We start from the raw sequence: 17947 nt of genomic DNA on the forward strand, positions 1-17947 counted from the left end.
CAGGGAGTCATCGCGACCGCAGTACGCGACGTGATAGAGAGAGCGCTCTCACAACGCGGTACGGATGGCGTATCCGCCAGGCTGGAGCGGTTGCGCGCTGTGGATGGGTGGCTCCCGTGAAGAAATCCCTGGTTTTCACGGAGATTCCCTTCCGCCTTGGTCTCGGCGAGTTACCTTTTTGTTATCGACGTGAAACATTGATGTTCATGACGGGGGCTGTTACTTTCGCGGTCAGAGAGCGCTCTCTCAATCGGTCCGCCGCAGATCCGCAACCCCTCCCCCGGAGGCACCCCCATGGATCCCTCGATCCCGACCACGGGTCCGGACAGTCCGCAGCCCCGCGAAAGACGACTCACCCACCGTTCCCGCCCCCGCGTGCGCGCCCTCGCCGTCGGCGTGGCCCTCGCGCTGGTGGGCGCCCTGTTCGGCGCCGGCCTGGCCCGTTCCGCCGAGGCGGCCACGGTCGGCGCCGGCAGCTACGCCGACACACTGCCCGCCGGCCGCTCGCTGCCGACCGGCTGCGGCTCCGTCTCCACCAACCCGCGCCAGTGGGTGACCGCCAACGCGCCCTCGGGAGCCGTCCCGACCAACGACTGGTGGTCGTCGATCCTCTACAAGAAGACCGACTGCTCGTACGGCGAGCCGCTCCACGCCCACCCGATCTCCTACGACACCCTCGCGGGCGGCCTCGGCTTCTCCTACACCACCACCCCCGCGATCAGCGGCACGGCGACCGGGGTCGGGGAGTACCACTACCCCTACGTCCAGGACATCCTGGTCGGCGTCGCCGGCCTGAACTCGCCCGACGTCAAGGTCGACGGCTGGAGCGACTGGACCGTCACGCCGTACTGGAGCGGCGGCGGCCGGACCATGAAGGCCACCATCGGCCACGGCCTGCCGTTCGGCTACTTCCAGATCACCGGCGGGGACGCGCAGATCACCACCTCGGGCACCCCGGCGGTGTGGTCCAACAACGGCGCCACCATCGGCTTCACCGCGGGTGGCCACGACTACGTCGCCTACGCCCCGACGGGCGCGACCTGGACGGTCGGCGGGACGACGATCAGCTCGTCCCTGGCGGGCAGGGGCTTCTTCTCGGTGGCGGTGCTGCCGGCCGGCGGCGACCGGGCCGCCCTGGCGAGCACCTACGGCCAGTACGCCCACGCGCACGTCACCGGCACCCGGGTCTCCTATTCCTACAACCCGGGCAGCAGCACGCTGAGCACGACGTACGCCTTCACCACCACCGCCCGGCAGGGCAGCGCGACCGGTACCGTCATCGCGCTCTACCCGCACCAGTGGAACCATCTGACCGGTTCCACTCCACTCGCGCAGACCTACACCTCCGCACGCGGCCAGATGAAGATCGTCACCGGGACGCAGTTCACCACGTCGATGAAGTACACCGGCGTGCTGCCCGAGGTGCCCGCCGTCGGCGACGGCTCCGGCGCCGACCTCGCCACGGTCACCGGCCTGCTCAACGCCGAACTGGCCAACCCGATGGACATCCGGGGCGACGACACCTACTGGACCGGCAAGGGGCTGGGCCGTGCCGCCCGGATCGCGGAGATCGCCGACCAGCTCAACCTCACCTCGGTCCGCGACTCGGCGCTGAACGCCATCCGCACCCGGCTCAACGACTGGTTCACCGCCTCGCCGGGCAAGACCTCCCGGGTCTTCTACCTCAACCCCACCTGGGGCACGCTGATCGGCTACCCCGCCTCCTACGGCTCGGACCAGGAGCTCAACGACCACCACTTCCACTACGGCTACTACGTGGCGGCCGCCGCGACCCTGGCCAAGTTCGACCCGAACTGGGCGAAGGCGAGCCAGTACGGCGGCATGGTCGACCTGCTGATCCGCGACGCCAACAACTACGACCGCGCCGACACGCGCTTCCCCTACCTGCGTGACTTCGACATCTACGCCGGCCACGACTGGGCCTCGGGCCACGGCGCGTTCGGCGCGGGCAACAACCAGGAGTCCTCGTCGGAGGGCATGAACTTCGCAAACGCCCTCATCCAGTGGGGCCAGGCCACCGGGAACACCGCGGTCCGCGACGCGGGCGTCTACATCTACACGACCCAGGCGGCGGCGATCCAGGAGTACTGGTTCGACGTGCGCAACCAGAACTTCCCCGCGGCCTTCGGGCACAGCACGGTCGGCATGGTCTGGGGCGACGGCGCCGCCTACGCCACCTGGTTCAGCGGCGAGCCGGAGATGATCCAGGGCATCAACATGCTCCCGGTCACCGGCGGCCACTTCTACCTGGGCGACAACCCGGCCTATGTGACCACCAACTACACCGAGCTGACCAGGAACAACGGTGGGCCGCCCACGGTGTGGCAGGACATCATCTGGGAGTTCCTCGCCCTGGGCAACGGGGACACCGCGCTGGCCAACCTCCGCGCGGCGGGCGGCTTCACCCCGGAGGAGGGGGAGAGCAGGGCGCACACCTTCCACTGGATCCGCAACCTGGCCGCGCTGGGCACGGTGGACACCTCCGTCACCGCCAACCACCCGCTGGCCAAGGTGTTCAGTAAGAACGGCGCCCGCACCTACGTGGCGTCCAACATCACCGGCGCCGCGATCATGGTGACCTTCTCCAACGGCACCACGCTCAACGTGCCGGCGGGCAAGACGGTCGCCTCGGGTGCGCAGAGCTGGAGCGGAGGAAACGCCGGCGGCGGCGCCAACCCGACCCCCACCCCCACCGTCACGCCGACCGTCACCCCGACGCCCACACCCACACCCACCCCCACCCCGACCACGGGGCCCTTCGCCGCGACGCGCTACCTGCAGACGGGCGGGGCGCTGCCGGGCACCTCGGGTACGGCGGGCACCGCCGTACTGGCCGCGGCCAACGGCAACCACGACGGCACACCGGTGAACGCGCAGGTCTTCACGGCGACCGGGCTGACCGCCACCCACAACGGCGGGACCACCGCTTTCGACCTCTTCCTGGACGCGGGCACCACGGTCGCCAACGGCACCCAGGCCCGGATCTCCTACGACCTGACCGGCGACGGCAGTTGGGACCGGGTGGAGACCTACCGCTACTTCGCCACCGATCCGGTGACCGGCTGGGAGCACTACACCCAGGCGGCGGGGCCGCAGTCCTCGTCCGGGGCGTACGGCAACCTGTCCGGCGGCCGGGTGAGAGTGGAGGTCTGGAACGCCATCGGCGGCGGGACCACCACCCTCGGCACCGGTGACCGCTCGCTGGTGCGGTTGCCGTTCGGCTGAGCCACCGGGGTGCGGTTGCCGTTCGGCTGAGCCACCGGGGTGCGGTTGCCGTTCGGCTGAGCCGCCGGGTCGGCCGGCTCGCGAGGCGACCGGGTGGGAGACGGGCGTGCAGGCCGGCACCGCCGGCCGGACCGCGCGTGACCGGCCGGGGCCATGCCGTACCGGGACAGGTCAACAGACAGGGTGGCCGGGAGTGACGATCCCGGCCACCCTTCGCATGCCGGTGCGCGAAGGGTTCTCACAGGTCACGGCCGTGAACACAAGAAAGGAGGCGGCTGGTAAGGGGCCCCTCAATCGGTTTGGGTAGTGTTCCTCTGTTCTTGACGGCTATTGACGTTTTTCAAACGCAGGGGAGCCCAGGTTGACCACGTCGACCTCGTCGGATACCGGGTCCGGAATCCGAAAATGGTTACTGGACGGCCTGCACCGGCCGGACCTCAAAACGCCGGGACCGCACCAGGAGGAGACACCGCACCGGCAGCACGCCTGGTGGCAGGTCATGTGCCTCACCGGCGTCGACTACTTCTCCACCCTGGGTTACCAGCCCGGCATCGCCGCCCTCGCGGCCGGGACCCTCAGTCCCGTCGCCACCCTGCTGCTCGTCGCCCTGACGATGTTCGGCGCGCTGCCCACCTATCGCGCGGTCGCCAGGGAGAGCCCCAATGGCCTGGGCTCGCTGTCGATGCTGGAGAGCCTGCTGCCCGGCTGGCGAGGCAAACTGCTGGTGCTGTTCCTGCTCGGGTTCGTCGCCACCGCCTTCATCGTGACGATCACCCTGTCGGCCGCCGACGCCACCGCCCACATCCTGCACAACCCGTTCGTCCCCGCCGCCTGGCAGAGCTGGCAGGTGCCGGTCACCCTGGTGCTGATCGCCCTGCTCGGCGGGGTGTTCCTCATCGGGTTCAGCGAGGCGATCTCCATCGCGGTCGTGCTGGTCGTGGTCTACCTGCTCCTCAACGTGGTCGTGCTGGCCGTGGCCGTCCAGCGGGTCGCCGCCGATCCCGAGCTGATCACCGACTGGCGGACGGCGCTCACCGCCGAGCACTCCAGCCCGATCGCGATGGTCGCCGTCTCCCTGTACGTGATGCCCAAGCTCGCCCTGGGCCTGTCCGGGTTCGAGACCGGCGTGGCGGTGATGCCGCTGGTCAGAGGCGAGCTGCCGGAGCGGATCAAGGGCGCGAAGAAGCTGCTGACCACGGCCGCGCTCATCATGAGCGTCTTCCTGATCACCTCCAGCTTCGCCACCACCCTGCTGATCCCGGCGCAGGAGTTCCAGGAGGGCGGAAAGGCCAACGGGCGCGCCCTGGCCTACCTGGCCCACGGCTACCTCGGCGACTGGTTCGGCACCGTCTACGACGTCAGCACGATCGCCATCCTGTGGTTCGCCGGAGCCTCCGCACTGGCCGGCCTGCTCAACATCGTGCCGCGCTACCTGCCCCGGTACGGCATGGCCCCCGACTGGTCACGTGCCGCCCGGCCGATGGTGCTGGTCTTCACGCTCGTCTCCTTCGCGATCACCCTCTTCTTCGGCGCGGACGTAGAGTCGCAGGGCGGCGCCTACGCCACCGGCGTGCTGGCCCTCATCCTGTCGGCCGCGGTCGCCGTCACGCTGTCCGCGCTGAAGCACGGCCGGACCAAGGTCGCCGTGCCGTTCGGGATCATCACGCTGATCTTCGCCTACGCGACGGTGGCCAACATCATCGAGCGCCCCGACGGCCTGGTGATCGCGCTCTTCTTCGTCCTGGCGATCGTCGTCACCTCGCTGGTCTCCCGGGCCACCCGCTCGACCGAGCTGCGGGTCACGCGGATCACCATGAACGACGAGGCGCGCCGATACATCAACGAGGCCGCCGAGATCCACCTGATCGCCAACGAGCCGAACGTGCGCGACTGCAGGGAGTACGTCGACAAGGCGCGGGAGGGCTGGGAGCGCCACCGGCTCCGGCGCGCCGAGGGGCTGATCTTTCTGGAGGTGACGGTCCCCGACGCGTCCGAGTTCACCTCGGAACTCCGGGTGATCGGCGAGGAGCGGTACGGCTTCCGCATCCTGCGGGTGGAGAGCGCCACCATCCCCAACGCGATCGCGGCCATCCTCCTCCAGTTGCGCGATGAGACGGGGAAGCTGCCGAACGTCTACTTCCACTGGGCCGAGGGCAACCCCATCGGGGCGCTCCTGCGCTACCTGGTCTTCGGCGGCGGAGACGTCCCCCCGCTCACCCGGGAGGTCCTCCGCCAGGCCGAGCCCGTGGCGGAACGCCGCCCCCTGGTCCACGTCGGCTGACCCGGGCGGGTCCGGCCGCGCGTCGTGAGCCGTGCCGCCTGACCCGGGCGGGTCCGGCGGCACGGCTCACGACGCGCGGCCGTTACGCACATGTCTCCTGACCGTCGCCGAACCTGCCAGGCTCGGCGGGTATACCTTGATCAGTCCAGACGACGGCCGGGCCGTTGCCGCATGGGAGATGTCAAGCGATGAGTAGAGACCTGGTCATTCGCGTCACCCATCATGAGGAGGCAGGGTGCGCCGTCATCACTGTCATGGGCGATATCGACCGTAACTCCAGCCCGCTCCTCAGGGAGAGCATCCGCGGACTGGTCGACGACGGGCACGTCCAGATCGTGCTCGACGTGGGGGAGATGACCTTCTGTGACTCCAACGGCCTGCGGACGTTTCTCAGTGGAATGACCACGGTCTTCGAGGCGGGCGGATGGCTCCGGCTGGCGGGCGTCCGGGGCCACTTCGAGCGGCTGCTGCGGATGACCGATCTCTACACCTTCTTCTCCATCGACGCCGACGTGCTCGGCTCGCTGAAACACGCCTCCCGCGGAGGCTCCCAAGCCTCCGGATGAGGGCTGGAGATGGTGCTGCCCGCACCTACCAGCCACGCATTAACCCGTATTAACTCTGATTTAGCACCTTCGGAACAGTTGATCACAAAGCTCTCATTACGGTACTTTTTGCCGATCTCCACAGTCCGTTCGGGATCTTCAGGGTCCGTCGGCGGCGATCTTCGAGGTCCGTTCACAGTCGGGAGCGGTACGGGGCGGAGGCCCTCGAAGGGGGTTCAACGGATTTCGCGGTCCATGGTGCCGATGCGGGCCGAATACTGACTTCCCGGGACCCGGTTCGGTCATGGCCGTAAGAAAGGTTGGGTCTTCTCAAGGGGTGGCGGGCGAGCTATCAAGAGCTCAGAACCAGTTGTGAACCAGGCATCCCAGCGCCGCGACCCGCATGCCGTACGGCGTCGCGGGCGTGTCCGGTTCTTCATGCCCCCCGAGTGGAACGAGGCCGACGTGCACCGGTTACGAAAAGCGATCATTCGAATCCTCTGTGTGCTGAGCGTGCTCGCCGCAGGGCTCACCGCCGTGGCCACCGGCGCGCAGGCCTCCGTCCCGAACCGGTGGGGGTTCGCCCACGTCAACCTCACCTCGGGCATCCCCGACCCCGCCCACCAGGCGGGGAGCTGGGCGCCCGGATTCAACGTCTCGGTCGCTCCGGGTGGGGTGGGTCAGACCTATGTGACGTTCCCCCAGCTCGCGATCGACGGCGGCGTCGTGCACGTCACGGCCATCGCCCAGACCGCCTACTGGTGCCAGGCGCAGAAGTGGGGCCCGGTGGGAGCCGACCTGGTCGCGGTGGTGCAGTGCTACAAGTACGGCGGGGGACCGGTGTTCACCCCGTACAGCATCGTCTTCGAGCAGAGCACGGGCATCCTGCCCGCACCGCAGGCGTTCGGTTACGTCCACCACGACGGCTCTTCGATCGTCACCCAGTTCAACTCGGCCGGACCGGCCAACAGTGTCCTCCCCGTGGTGGCGGGGGTCTGGAATGTCACCCTGCCGGGGCTGGGTTCGTCGGGACTCGCCGGGAACGTCCAGGTGACCGCGGTCAACTCGAACCAGCCCGCCCGCTGCAAGGTCGGCGGATGGAGTTCGGCGCTCGGTGCGCAGACGGTCCAGGTGCGCTGCCACAACGCGACGAACGTCCCGCTCGCCACCGGCTGGACGCTGACCTACCAGCGTGAGCGGGCCATCACAGGGGCGGCGGTCCCGCCGAAGAACTTCGCCTACACCTTCGACAACACCCCGGCCAACCCGGGCCCCTACGCGCCGGTGCCGCCGCAGGTCAACTACAACTCCCAGGGCGGGACCAACACGGTGCAGACCGCCGGGCTCGGCCAGCGCCTGGTGACCTTCCCGAAGGTCGGCGTCCTGCAGGACCACGTCCAGGTGACCGCCTACGGGACCGGCCCCGAGTTCTGCAACCTGGTGACCCTCTGGAACACCTCCGGCAACGTCGCGATCGTCCGCAACGTCGTCTGCTACAACGGCGGCACCCGCGTGGACCAGCCCTCCCTGAGCACCTACACCTCGGCCTTCTGAGGGTCGGGGGCCGCTGAGGCCCACCGCCCACCGCCCACCGCCCACCGCCCACCGCCGGTCCGGTACGGCGCGCCGTACCGGACCGGCGGCCGTCGGCGCCCCCGGCGAACCCTCGCCGGGGGCGCCGACGTGCCGTCAGAGGCGGGTGATCCGGACCGCGTCGGCGATGACGAGCCCCGTGCCGGACGTCCACCGGCTCACGCCGACGACATTCTGGTCCCCGGCGTTCAGCGTGAAGGTGCCGAGGCTGCGCCAGGACCCGCCGCCGGTGCGCTGGTCGACGTAGACCGTCGTGTTGCCCGCGGAGGTGGCGACGATGTACGGCGCGGCGCTGTTGTAACCGGAGAGGGCCGGATACCAGGCCTCGACGCGGTAGGAGCCCGCGCTGGGGATGGTGGCCCGGTACCAGGAGGTGTCACTGAGGCTCACCGGGTCGGCGAACCGGTAGTCGGTGCCGTAGCGCTGGGTGGAGTAGGTCGAGGTGCCCCAGTTGGCGCTGGCGGTGAACTTCCCCGCCGTGCCGTTGTCGACGATGGTGGACCAGGTGGGGGGAGTGTCACCGGTGACGTACTGCATGTACGTGGTCCAGTTCCAGTGCGGGCCCGGGTCGGTGTGGTCGTTGCCCGGCACCTCGACGTGCCCGACGATGTGGGTGCGGTCCTTGGGGATGTTGTAGCGGTCGGCGATGTTGCGGGTCAGCGCGGCCGAGGCGCGGTACATCGCGTCGGTGAACCAGGAGGCGTTGTCGACGTAGCCTTCGTGCTCGATGCCGACGGAGCGGCTGTTCCAGTCGCGGGCGTGCCAGGCCCGGTCCTTCTCGCGGACCATCTGGGTGATGTCACCGTCGGAGGAGCGGACGACGTAGTGCGCCGAGACCTGGGCGGCGGGGTTCTGGAACCAGGAGATCGTGCCGGCGTAGGAGCCCTGGGTCACGTGGATGACGATGCGGTCGATCGCGTTGCTGGTCGGCCGGTTGGAGACGGTGTAGTTGCTGGAACTGGCGGCCACCCATTTGGCTCCCGGGTAGTCCACGGCCGCCGCCAGGCGGGGGGCGTTCAGGTCGGGGGCCTGGGCGTAGGTGCCGCGCTCGGGTGTCACGGCCTGCGCCTGCACGGTCACGGTGCCGCTCGGGGTGGCCGCCGTGACGCCCTTGGCGAGCAGGTCGTAGACGGTGTCGGCGTACAGCCGGGCCACCTCGGGGGAGGAGGCGTTGCCGTATTCGGCCACCGCCGCGTACCACTTCCCGGCGTCCTTGCGGGCGGTCGCGTCCAGTCCGAGCTCATCGGCGTGGGCGCGCAGCACCGCAGCGCCGCCGGCGACGTTGGCCGCGTCGTCGCTCTTGAGCGTCTCCACCGGCTGGGCGGTCAGTTCCGCGGCCTGTTCCAGGGCGTGCACGGTCGGGTTGCTGACCAGGTGCATCACCCCGTAGCCGCCGCTGGCGCTCGGCTCGCCCCGGTGCCCGTCGAGATGGGTCTCGGCGTAGCCGACCGCGACCAGCAGGTCACGGGGCACGTCGTAGGTCGCGGCCGCATGGGTGAAGGCGTCGGCCAGCGGTTCGGCCGGAGCGGCGCTGGCCGGCGGGCTGAGCGTGCCCAGCATGACGGCGAGCAGGCCGGCGGACGCCACCGCGAGGCGGTACGACCGGCGTACCTGGACAGAAACCATGGATCCTCCTCCAGGGGGGAAGCCTTCCGGTGATCGGAAAGCCCGGAGATTTGACACGGTAAGTAATGAAATCTGGTCATGTAAAGACATTTGACAAAAGACGGGGACGCGATGAAGATTTTCTCCTTCGCCTCCCGGAATCGTCGTAAAAATCCCGTCCTCACATGGGGAAACGGCCATCCGTTTATGGCGCGGCCCATCGGTTCCGGCTCTTTTCTGGAGCGTTCCGGCGAAGTGCGGAGGCGGCCGTCCCCCGCCTCTCGCGGCCGGCACGCTCCCCGTCCGCCCCTACGGAGAGATCATCGAGTGCCCGGACGGGGCGTCCTGCGTGGAACGCCACAGACCGGGTAGCCGGAGGCCATGGCGACCTATGGCTTTCACTCATCACACGAGCAGATCCACCCGGCCGAGCTCCTGAAGGCGGTGACGCGGGCGGAGCAGGCGGGCTTCGCGGCGGCGATGTCGTCCGACCACTTCTCTCCGTGGAGCAAGCGGCAGGGTCAGTCCGGCTTCGCCTGGTCCTGGCTGGGCGCCGCCCTCCAGGCCACGGAGCTGCCCTTCGGCGTGGTCAACGCACCCGGCCAGCGCTACCACCCCGCGATCATCGCCCAGGCGATCGGCACCCTGGGGGCGATGTTCCCCGGCCGGTTCTGGGCGGCCCTGGGCACCGGGGAGGCGAGCAACGAGCACATCACCGGCGACCGGTGGCCGCGCAAGGACGTCCGTACGGCACGCCTGCGGGAGTGCGTCGACGTCATCCGGGCGCTGCTGGCGGGGGAGGAGGTCAGCCATGACGGCCTGGTGACCGTGGACCGCGCCCGGCTGTGGACCCGGCCGGACGTCCCGCCCAAGCTGGTCGGGGCCGCCGTGACCGCCCGGACCGCCCGCTGGTGCGCGGAGTGGGCCGACGGTCTGATCACCGTCAACGCCCCGATCGAGACGCTGCGCGAGGTCATCGAGGCCTACCGGGACGCGGGCGGACGCGGGAAGGCCGCCCTCCAGGTCCATCTGAGCTGGGCCGAGAGGGAGGACGAGGCTCTGGCGATCGCACACGACCAGTGGCGGAGCAACGTCTTCGGCCCGCCGGTGAGCTGGGACCTCGACACCGCCGAACTCTTCGACACGGTCACCGCCGATATCCCGCCGTCGAAGGTGGCCGAGGGGGTCAACGTCTCCGCGGACCTGGGCCGGCACGCGGCCTGGATCAACGAGTACGCGGAACTGGGCTTCGACGAGATCTATCTGCACCACGTCGGCCAGGAGCAGAACGCCTACATCGACGCCTTCGGCGCGAAGGTCCTTCCCCAGCTCCGCTGACGCCCCCGTGATCAGCCCCGGGCCGGTCCGCGGCCCGGGGCGGGCGTCGCCGGGCCGTTTCGACCTGGAAAGAAGTGAATTTTCCTCATTTCCGAGACATGTGGTGGAAACAATTATCTCCCAATCAATTCACACGCCTGGGGGGAATGTTCTACATTGGTCTGTGGGAGCGCTCCCATCGACAGGAGGCGCAGTTGACTCTCCACCACAACTCACCCGCGGTTCTCAACGCCGCCCCCGAGTGCGCGGCCGAGCGCCTGCTGCCCGCGGTCCCCACGAGCGTGCGCGACGCCCGCTCGATGGTCCGCCGCGAGCTCTCCCTCTGGGGTGCCGACGACCTCATCGACGACTGCGTGCTCGTCGTCAGCGAGCTGGTCACCAACGCCGTCCGCCACGGTGGCGCCGCCTGTGCGCTCAGGATCAGCGGCAGCGGGCACCACGTGTACGGCGAGCTCTTCGATCCGGGCGCGGGGACGCCCGCGGTGTGCGAGGCCGGCCCGGAGGCCACCGGCGGCAGGGGATTGCAGATCGTCGACACCCTCGCCGACGACTGGGGCGTCACCTGGCCCCCCGCGGGCGGCAAGGTCGTCTGGTTCACCATCGCCCTCCCCGCTCCGCGCCGGTGCCCCGTGCTCAGGCCGGTCCTGGAGTTCCGGTGAAACCGTCCCGGTCGTGATCCACGCCCCGCCGGCCGGAGAGGTCGGCGGCCTTCTGGCCACGGTGGGAGGAGCCGTTGTCGACGATCCAGAACACGCGTTTGGCGCTGGCGTAGGGTTCCTGCGCCATGACCTGGGCGACCAGATTCATGAACGGGTTGATGCCGGTGCGGGGTTCGCACCGGCCGAACACCTTGGCGTGGTGGACGTCGTAGGCGGTCAGGTAGGCCAGGGCGCCGCCGCGTCCGTAGGGGTGATTGACGCGCATGGCGCGGGCCTGGCCGGGGGCGAGGGCGGGGTGGCAGCGGCAGCGGGCTTGGATGGAGGTCTTCTCGTCCGCGCTGATGACGTATTCGCCCTCGCCAAGGGGCTCGCCCTGCCAGGTACGGGCGTATGGGTCGAGCACGCGCTGGGCCTTGGGGCGGAACTGCGGATCGGTGATGAAGATCCAGGAGCGGTGTCGCCAGGGCTTGAGGGCGTCCTCGGCCAGCCAGCGGCGCACGGTGTCCAGGTGCAGCCCCGTCTCCCGAGCGATGCGCGCGTTGGAGCGTCCGCGCGCGGCATGCAGCACCACATGCGCACGCACCCGCAACCGTTGCTCGGTCTTATGGCCGTAGGCCATCTTCTTCAACCGCACGCGTTCGGCGGCGCTCAGGGCTATCGGACAAGCAGTGCGGCCAACGGGCATGGCGGGCGAACCGATCGGCCAAAGTGGATCACTGGCAAGCCGCAGCCTGTCCCGGCCGCTACGGGGGCGGGTCCACCTGCCGCGCTTGACTGTGCTCTTCAATATCCCTTACTCAGGGACTCCTCAGCCCTGCTCGCCTTGTTTCCTCACGCATCGGCCGCCGTCCAACGGGCCGGTGTCATGGGGATGGCTGCCCGATAACCAGTCTGGGATCAGGGGCCGGGTGAGCCGTCCGGGGTGAGTACCTTGCCCTGATCCTCCGGCTAGGGGGTACGCCGGAGGATCAGAAGACTCAGAAGGTCACAGCGATCTTTCCTGCCAGGCTGCCTTGGAGGAAGCGTTCGTGTGCGGCTTGAATCTCGTGCAGGCCGAAGGTGGAGTGCACACGCAGATGCAAAGAGCCGCAGTCGACGAGCTTGGTGAGCTCGTTCAGTCCCGCGCCATCCTCCTGCACTTGGTTGACGGTGGTACGGACACCGCGTGCGGACAGGTCGGGGACCGGTCCGGCTTGAGTGGCGATCGACGCATATCGGCCGCCGTCAGCCACAGCCTCGGTCACAAAAGCCCCGAAGGTGTCGAAAACCGCGTCATAGCTGCGCTCTTGAAGATCGCGACTGTCGGTGGTGACGAGGCCCGCGCCGTGGCCATGGGCGAACGCGACCTGCGCGTCCCTGGAGACAAGAGCGTCGACTTCGACGCCGCGTGCGCGAGCGATCTGCAGGGCCAGCCCTCCAACCGCACCTGCGGCACCGGCGACCAGCAGCCGCTCTCCAGCAGACACCGCAAGCCAGTCCAGTGTCTGCAAGGCCGTCAGCCCGGGAAGCGGCAAGGTGGCTGCCTCGACCAGGCTGACCGCCTCCGGCGCGGCGGCTACCGCCCGCGCCGGAAGCGAGACCAGATCGGCCCAGGTTCCCCGGCCGGAACTGAGCTGGTGCGACATCGCGATGACGCGTTCCCCGGCGCGCAGATCGCTGCTGCCGCCGTCGACCACGATGCCGGCCAGGTCCCATCCGAGCGTCATCGGCAGCGGGGGTGTTCCCTCGCCGATGGCGCCCTCCCGCGTCTTGTCGTCGACCGGATTGATGCTGGTCGCGACTGTCCGGATCACCACCTCCTCAGGACCTGGTTCAGGCTGGGAAGCCTCGACGAGACTGAGAACGTCGGGTGTGCCGAAGCGATCGATCTGTATGGCACGCACGGGAGAGCCCTTCACACGACTGCTACTGATGGGCGGTGCAACACCTTCAGCGATCACGAGATTCCCACCCTGCCGCTGTTCAACGCGTCCCAGAGCCGATGGGGAGGCGTTTGCCATCTCGGTGGTGGCCAGTAACACGGGGCAGGTCCCGGGCATGGGCTAAAACGTGCCCGGCGACGATGAGGACTTCAGAACGTGGCTTCATCGGCGGTAGCCGACCACCACCTCACTGCCCGCTGTTGCCCGCAGCAACCGAGCGAGGACGAAGCATCGCTGGAGATTTTCCTAGCGGCGGCTTCGCCGGCACCCCGAAGACATTCCGGACTGCGCCTACGGCCTCTACCTCACCACCCCCGGCATCTGACCGGCCAACGCACACGACCGGTTCCACAGTCGACCCCCGGAAGAACTTACGGAGCCGACCACTAAGCTGACCGTCACCAGCACCGGCCCGGTCTCCGCGCCGACGATCAACGCCCTGACCGTCACCCCGGCCCAGGTCGTGTCCGGCGTCACCACGGTTACCTCACTCACCCCGCAACTGGCCGCCACCGTCTGGCTGCGCTGGAGCGACAAGGACGGCGACTATTCCGTCATCGAGCAGAAGGGCACCCACCAGGCGCCCTTCCGGCTAGGAAACACCCCGGACCGCGGGCTGGTGTTCACCCTCACCAGCGCCGACACCGCCGACGCGACGACCGAGGGCGTGCTCTCCGACGTCGAACCACCGACGGGCGAATGGTTCCACCTCGCCGGCGTGTACGACGCGGAGACCAAGACGGCCTCGCTTTACCTCAATGGGAGCCTGGTCAAGACCGAGCCGGTGAGCTTCACGGTGTGGCACGCGGACACTGCCATGGCGTTGGGCAGCAGGGTGCAGGGCGACCTGGATGAGGTCCAGGTTTACCACGGCCGCTCGACGCAGTGCAGGTTCTTGCTCTCCTGACGATCCCGGCCGCCCAGTCCTCCCGGGCTGGGGCGTCCGCGTCTCAGGCCGGGGCCACGCAAGGATGCCAAATCGAGCAGGGGAATCCCACCCAGCTCAAGACGGTCGCGGGCCGGCGCGCGACGCCGTATCTCGAGTATCTGATCAATACGTCCAAGCCGGCGGCACACGACCGAGAAGTCTGCTCCATCATGCCCGCCATCACCCAGTACAAGGAGAACAAGGGCAGGCTTCCCCTATGGGACCAGGAACTTCTGGGCAGTGGAGGCAAGCGGCTCGGCGTGGTGCGATGGGGACAGGGCACCCCGAGCAACAGCCTGTGGTCCCCCAGCTTCCGCTGCGACTGGAAGAAGCTTGGAGTTGGCAAGAAGGGGGGTGGGAATACCGGCGGCTGTATCTACATCAGAGCCGGCCGGGTGTTCACGATGTCCAAGAGCAGGGGTAGTGAATTCCTGGACGTCATCCTCCACATCGAGAAGGCGCTGAACCCGGCGACGAACGCCGGTACCTACCCGCCGTACCGCCCCGGAGACACCACCGCTGGACGGGATATCAACCTCCCGCTGGTCAAGGGGCCGCTGGGCAACGAACTGCCGAAGGTCATCCCGGGCAATTACGCGAAGCCACCGAAAACACCTGAGGGCGCCCCGCTGTGGAGGGGAGCGGATACGGGCTACGAGGACAACCGGAAGATCTTCTCCCAGCATGCATTCGAGGTACCCCAGGACAATTTCCGCCTGGGTAACTACTACAGTTCGAACTATTGCAAGTACTACACTTCGGATGTCTATATAAAATACGGCTACACAGAAGTGCAGTGTGACGAGTATCCCTTCGCCTCCACTCAAGAGGGGGCGGCTAAAGATAAGATTAACTACTCTGTTCGGGGAGTCCGGGCAGATCATAACTGGAAACATGGAGATGCGCTCAAGGCGTTTTATGGCCATTATCGCCTTCTTACCTATGACCCTGTCAACACTATCACCAAGGTCAGCGACAGTCCGTTCTGGGTGAAAATCGCGGATTAATGGATTTTTAATGCGGGGTCGCCGAGTGCGGCCCCGCATTTCCCGTTCGATGTGAGGAAGAGAATAATGAATACGGAACAGGTGCTTCCCGCAGAGAATCAGTGGGACCTGCTGGTCGAGTACGGGCACTGGATCGAGCTCGGGTTCCACGCCCTCTGGGTGGAAGGCGACGATCAAGAGGAATTGGCCCGGCTGCTTAAGGTGGATCCGGGCTCGCGCCTGGAATGCGATCTTAAAACGCTGGCCTGTATGGATGGCAGCCCGAGTGAGGTGGGCATCTGGATGAGCGCGCACGCGCCCGGCTGGACGCACATCTTCGCCTTTGGCGCGTACTCGTTCCATCCCGCGATCCGCAATCTGGGAAAGCGACGCGTTTTCGAGATCTACTTCGCGGGAGAAGTGGGCGAGGGGCTTGAGCCGCTGTACCTCAACTATGACGGAGAACGACTCGGTGATGTCACCCCGCCGTTCGAGGAAGGCGGAGACATGGACCTCGCCGACTACCGACCCTATACGGCAGGGCTGGAACTTGGCAGGAAAGGCATGCACTGGGACGTGCATCTTTTTTTCTGCATGATGGGCCGCATCACGGGACGCTTCGCCGACCGGGAATGGTGGACGTCGACCCGCACTTTCTACCGCATACCTGACGGGTCCCGGGAGAAATTTAATATGGAGCAGGTGCTTCCCACAGAAAACCAGTAGGACTTGCTGGTCGAGTACGGCCACGGGTTCGAGTTCGGATTCCGCGCTCTCTGTGACGCCCCTTCCAGCCACCATCCGTCACAGGGGGATCGGCCGGCCGCCTCCTACTGGCCGGGGTCTCCCGAATGCAGGCGGGTCAGCGCCTGCGGGGACAGGTGCCGTGCGAGTGTCTCCAGGGCGGCGGTGACCTCGCCGACCCGCTGCGGGTCGTCGGTGCCCAGTGCGGCGGTCAGCGCGCTGTCGATGGGGGCCGCGCGGACCGCGGCCACCCGTTCGGAGATCTCGGGGGCCTGCCGTACGAGAAGGCGCCGGCGGTCCTTGGGGTCGGCCGCCGTCACAATGGAGCCCGCCTCGCGGAGCCGGGCGACGCAGGTGGACACCTGGCTCTGCGGGAGGCCGGTCCGCACGGCGATCTCGCCGACGGAGCTGTCGGGATGCTCGCGGATGTCGCTCGCCACGATGAGGACCGACCGATGGCCGCCGGGCTGTGCGTCGAGCCCCTCGGTGGGGAGGGCCTCTTCGCCGATCTTCATCAGGGTCCGTCCCAGCAGGAACAGCTCGACTCCGTTCATGTCCATGACAATACATCAGAAGATATGTATCAAGTTTGATGCATCCTGCCGATCGTGCCGTGGTCACTCCACCGGCATGCTGCTCGGCACGGTGCGCCGGGAAACGGCTCGCCGTCTCCATGCGCCCGGGAACGCTCTGCGGCGGGGCGGTTCCGCCTGCCCGTCCGGGAAAAGCGTCCCTGTCCACCCGGCTCCGGAGTGCGGTGGTGAGGTCCTAAACCCGCCAGCGCACGGCGGTGACGGCTGTTGGACTGAGCGCATGTCCACCGTCGCCACCTCCACCATCCCTGTCGCGCCGACGAGATCACCGCTGATCGGCTGGCTGGCCGTCGGTTCGGTGATGCTCGGGATCTTCTCGATCGTCACCGCCGAGATTCTGCCGATCGGCCTGCTGACGTCCATCGGAGCCGGCTTCGACGTCTCCGACGGCGCGGCGGGCCTGATGCTGACCGTGCCCGGCATCCTGGCCGCGATCGCCGCGCCGGTGGTCACCGTCGCGACCGGGCGACTCGACCGGCGCCTGATGCTGTGCGCCCTGATGCTCCTGCTGGCCGTCGCGGACTTCCTCGCGGCCGCCGCACCGGCCTACTGGGTCATGGCGATCTCCAGGGTGCTGGTCGGGCTGGTCATCGGCGGCTTCTGGTCGATCGGCGCCGGCCTCGCCGTACGGCTGGTGCGGCCGGAGCGGGTCGGCACGGCGACCGCGGTGATCTTCTCGGCCGTCCCGTTGGGGTCCGTGCTCGGCGTACCCGCGGGCACCCTCATCGGGCACCTCGCGGGCTGGCGGACGGCCTTCGTCGTCATGGGAGTGATGACGGTGGGGGTGCTCCTCGCGCTGATCGTGCTGGTGCCGCCGCTGCCCGCCGTCCAGGCGACGCGGCTGGACGTCCTCGTCGGCCTGTTCCGCAACGTCGGCGTTCGAGTTGGACTCGTTCTGACGTTTCTCATAGTGGTGGCCCATTTCGGGACTTATACCTATGTGACCCCCTTCCTTCAGCAGGTCACCCGGGTAAGCCCGGGTCTGGTCACCACCTTCCTGCTCGTGTACGGCGTCGCCGGCATCGTCGGCAATTTCGTCGCGGGTGCGACGGTGACACGCGGCCTGCGGGCCACATTCGTCGTCGTCGGCTGCATGATCGCCGGCGCGACCCTGCTGCTTCCGGTCTTCGGCGGGGGAGATGTCGGCGCGATCGTGCTGCTCATCGTGTGGGGGCTGGCCTACGGCGCCGTCCCGGTCTGCTCGCAGACCTGGTTCGCCACCTCGGCCCCGCACGCGACCGAGGCGGCCTCGATCCTCTTCACCTCGTCCTTCCAGGCCACCATCGCCGTCGGAGCCCTGCTCGGGGGCGTCGTGGTGGACGCCTCCTCCCCGTCCGCCGTCATGGTGTGCGGCGGCGCGATCGCGGTCCTCATGGTGCTGACGGCCACGGTCAGCCGGGCCGTACCCGGAGCGGCGTCATCGCGTCGAGGCGCGAGGCGGCCGTAGTCCCAGGTCAGCCGAGCGATGAAGGCTCGCGGCGCTCACGCGCGAGCACACCAAGGCGCC

At 68.2% G+C, this 17947-nt stretch carries 14 protein-coding genes; 10 read left to right on the forward strand and 4 right to left on the reverse strand.

What is annotated here, in order from left to right; translation table 11 throughout:
* Positions 1-294: 294 nt before the first annotated feature.
* From OHA77_RS29060 to OHA77_RS29075, 4 genes are all read left to right on the forward strand, one after another.
* Entirely contained in the window at positions 295-3246 is a 2952-nt protein-coding gene (locus OHA77_RS29060) for a glycosyl hydrolase (RefSeq protein ID WP_406312574.1), read from the forward strand.
* A 361-nt stretch (positions 3247-3607) separates the two neighbouring features.
* Positions 3608-5527 carry an amino acid transporter gene (locus OHA77_RS29065; protein ID WP_406312575.1) on the forward strand — a complete coding sequence of 640 codons (1920 nt, stop codon included), beginning with the start codon at positions 3608-3610 and terminating at the stop codon, positions 5525-5527.
* 188 nt (positions 5528-5715) lie between these two features.
* The gene (locus OHA77_RS29070) at positions 5716-6093 is read left to right on the forward strand and encodes an STAS domain-containing protein (protein WP_406312576.1); all 378 of its coding nucleotides are present in this window, start codon (positions 5716-5718) and stop codon (positions 6091-6093) included.
* A gap of 351 nt (positions 6094-6444) precedes the next feature.
* On the forward strand, positions 6445-7626 hold the full coding sequence (locus OHA77_RS29075; RefSeq protein ID WP_406312577.1) for a hypothetical protein: 1182 nt from the start codon (positions 6445-6447) through the stop codon (positions 7624-7626).
* A 135-nt stretch (positions 7627-7761) separates the two neighbouring features.
* Here the strand turns inward: OHA77_RS29075 and OHA77_RS29080 are convergent, their stop codons facing one another.
* Positions 7762-9291: an N-acetylmuramoyl-L-alanine amidase gene (locus OHA77_RS29080; RefSeq protein WP_406312578.1), complete on the reverse strand. Its 1530-nt coding sequence runs from the start codon at positions 9289-9291 to the stop codon at positions 7762-7764.
* 360 nt (positions 9292-9651) lie between these two features.
* Here OHA77_RS29080 and OHA77_RS29085 point away from each other — a divergent pair, with 360 nt between their 5' ends.
* On the forward strand, positions 9652-10608 hold the full coding sequence (locus OHA77_RS29085; RefSeq protein WP_406312579.1) for a TIGR03885 family FMN-dependent LLM class oxidoreductase: 957 nt from the start codon (positions 9652-9654) through the stop codon (positions 10606-10608).
* Between the two features lie 194 nt (positions 10609-10802).
* Entirely contained in the window at positions 10803-11267 is a 465-nt protein-coding gene (locus OHA77_RS29090) for an ATP-binding protein (protein WP_406312580.1), read from the forward strand.
* On the opposite strand, the gene OHA77_RS29095 is transcribed toward OHA77_RS29090, so the two are convergent.
* Together OHA77_RS29095 and OHA77_RS29100 are read right to left on the reverse strand one after the other, a co-directional pair.
* A complete protein-coding gene (locus tag OHA77_RS29095) occupies positions 11242-11886 on the reverse strand; it encodes a helix-turn-helix domain-containing protein (protein WP_406312581.1) in 645 nt (214 codons plus the stop codon). The two genes, OHA77_RS29090 and OHA77_RS29095, sit on opposite strands and share 26 nt — an antisense overlap.
* A gap of 358 nt (positions 11887-12244) precedes the next feature.
* Complete coding sequence (locus OHA77_RS29100) at positions 12245-13207, reverse strand: NADP-dependent oxidoreductase (protein ID WP_406312582.1); 963 nt, start codon at positions 13205-13207, stop codon at positions 12245-12247.
* 445 nt (positions 13208-13652) lie between these two features.
* On the opposite strand from OHA77_RS29100, the gene OHA77_RS29105 reads away from it, so the two are divergent.
* The 3 genes from OHA77_RS29105 to OHA77_RS29115 all read left to right on the forward strand — a co-directional run bounded on the left by OHA77_RS29105 (position 13653) and on the right by OHA77_RS29115 (position 15829).
* A complete protein-coding gene (locus OHA77_RS29105; protein ID WP_406312583.1) occupies positions 13653-14096 on the forward strand; it encodes a LamG-like jellyroll fold domain-containing protein in 444 nt (147 codons plus the stop codon).
* Positions 14097-14287: 191 nt separating this feature from the next.
* Positions 14288-15124 (forward strand): NucA/NucB deoxyribonuclease domain-containing protein, encoded by an 837-nt coding sequence (locus OHA77_RS29110; RefSeq protein ID WP_406312584.1) that lies wholly within the window; start codon positions 14288-14290, stop codon positions 15122-15124.
* A gap of 66 nt (positions 15125-15190) precedes the next feature.
* On the forward strand, positions 15191-15829 hold the full coding sequence (locus OHA77_RS29115) for a hypothetical protein (RefSeq protein WP_406312585.1): 639 nt from the start codon (positions 15191-15193) through the stop codon (positions 15827-15829).
* Between the two features lie 104 nt (positions 15830-15933).
* On the opposite strand, the gene OHA77_RS29120 is transcribed toward OHA77_RS29115, so the two are convergent.
* Complete coding sequence (locus tag OHA77_RS29120) at positions 15934-16401, reverse strand: MarR family transcriptional regulator (RefSeq protein ID WP_406312587.1); 468 nt, start codon at positions 16399-16401, stop codon at positions 15934-15936.
* A gap of 259 nt (positions 16402-16660) precedes the next feature.
* On the opposite strand from OHA77_RS29120, the gene OHA77_RS29125 reads away from it, so the two are divergent.
* A complete protein-coding gene (locus OHA77_RS29125; RefSeq protein WP_406312588.1) occupies positions 16661-17887 on the forward strand; it encodes an MFS transporter in 1227 nt (408 codons plus the stop codon).
* The last annotated feature ends 60 nt before the right edge of the window (positions 17888-17947 follow it).

This window comes from Streptosporangium sp. NBC_01639 (genome assembly GCF_045209755.1).
Lineage (GTDB): Bacteria > Actinomycetota > Actinomycetes > Streptosporangiales > Streptosporangiaceae > Streptosporangium.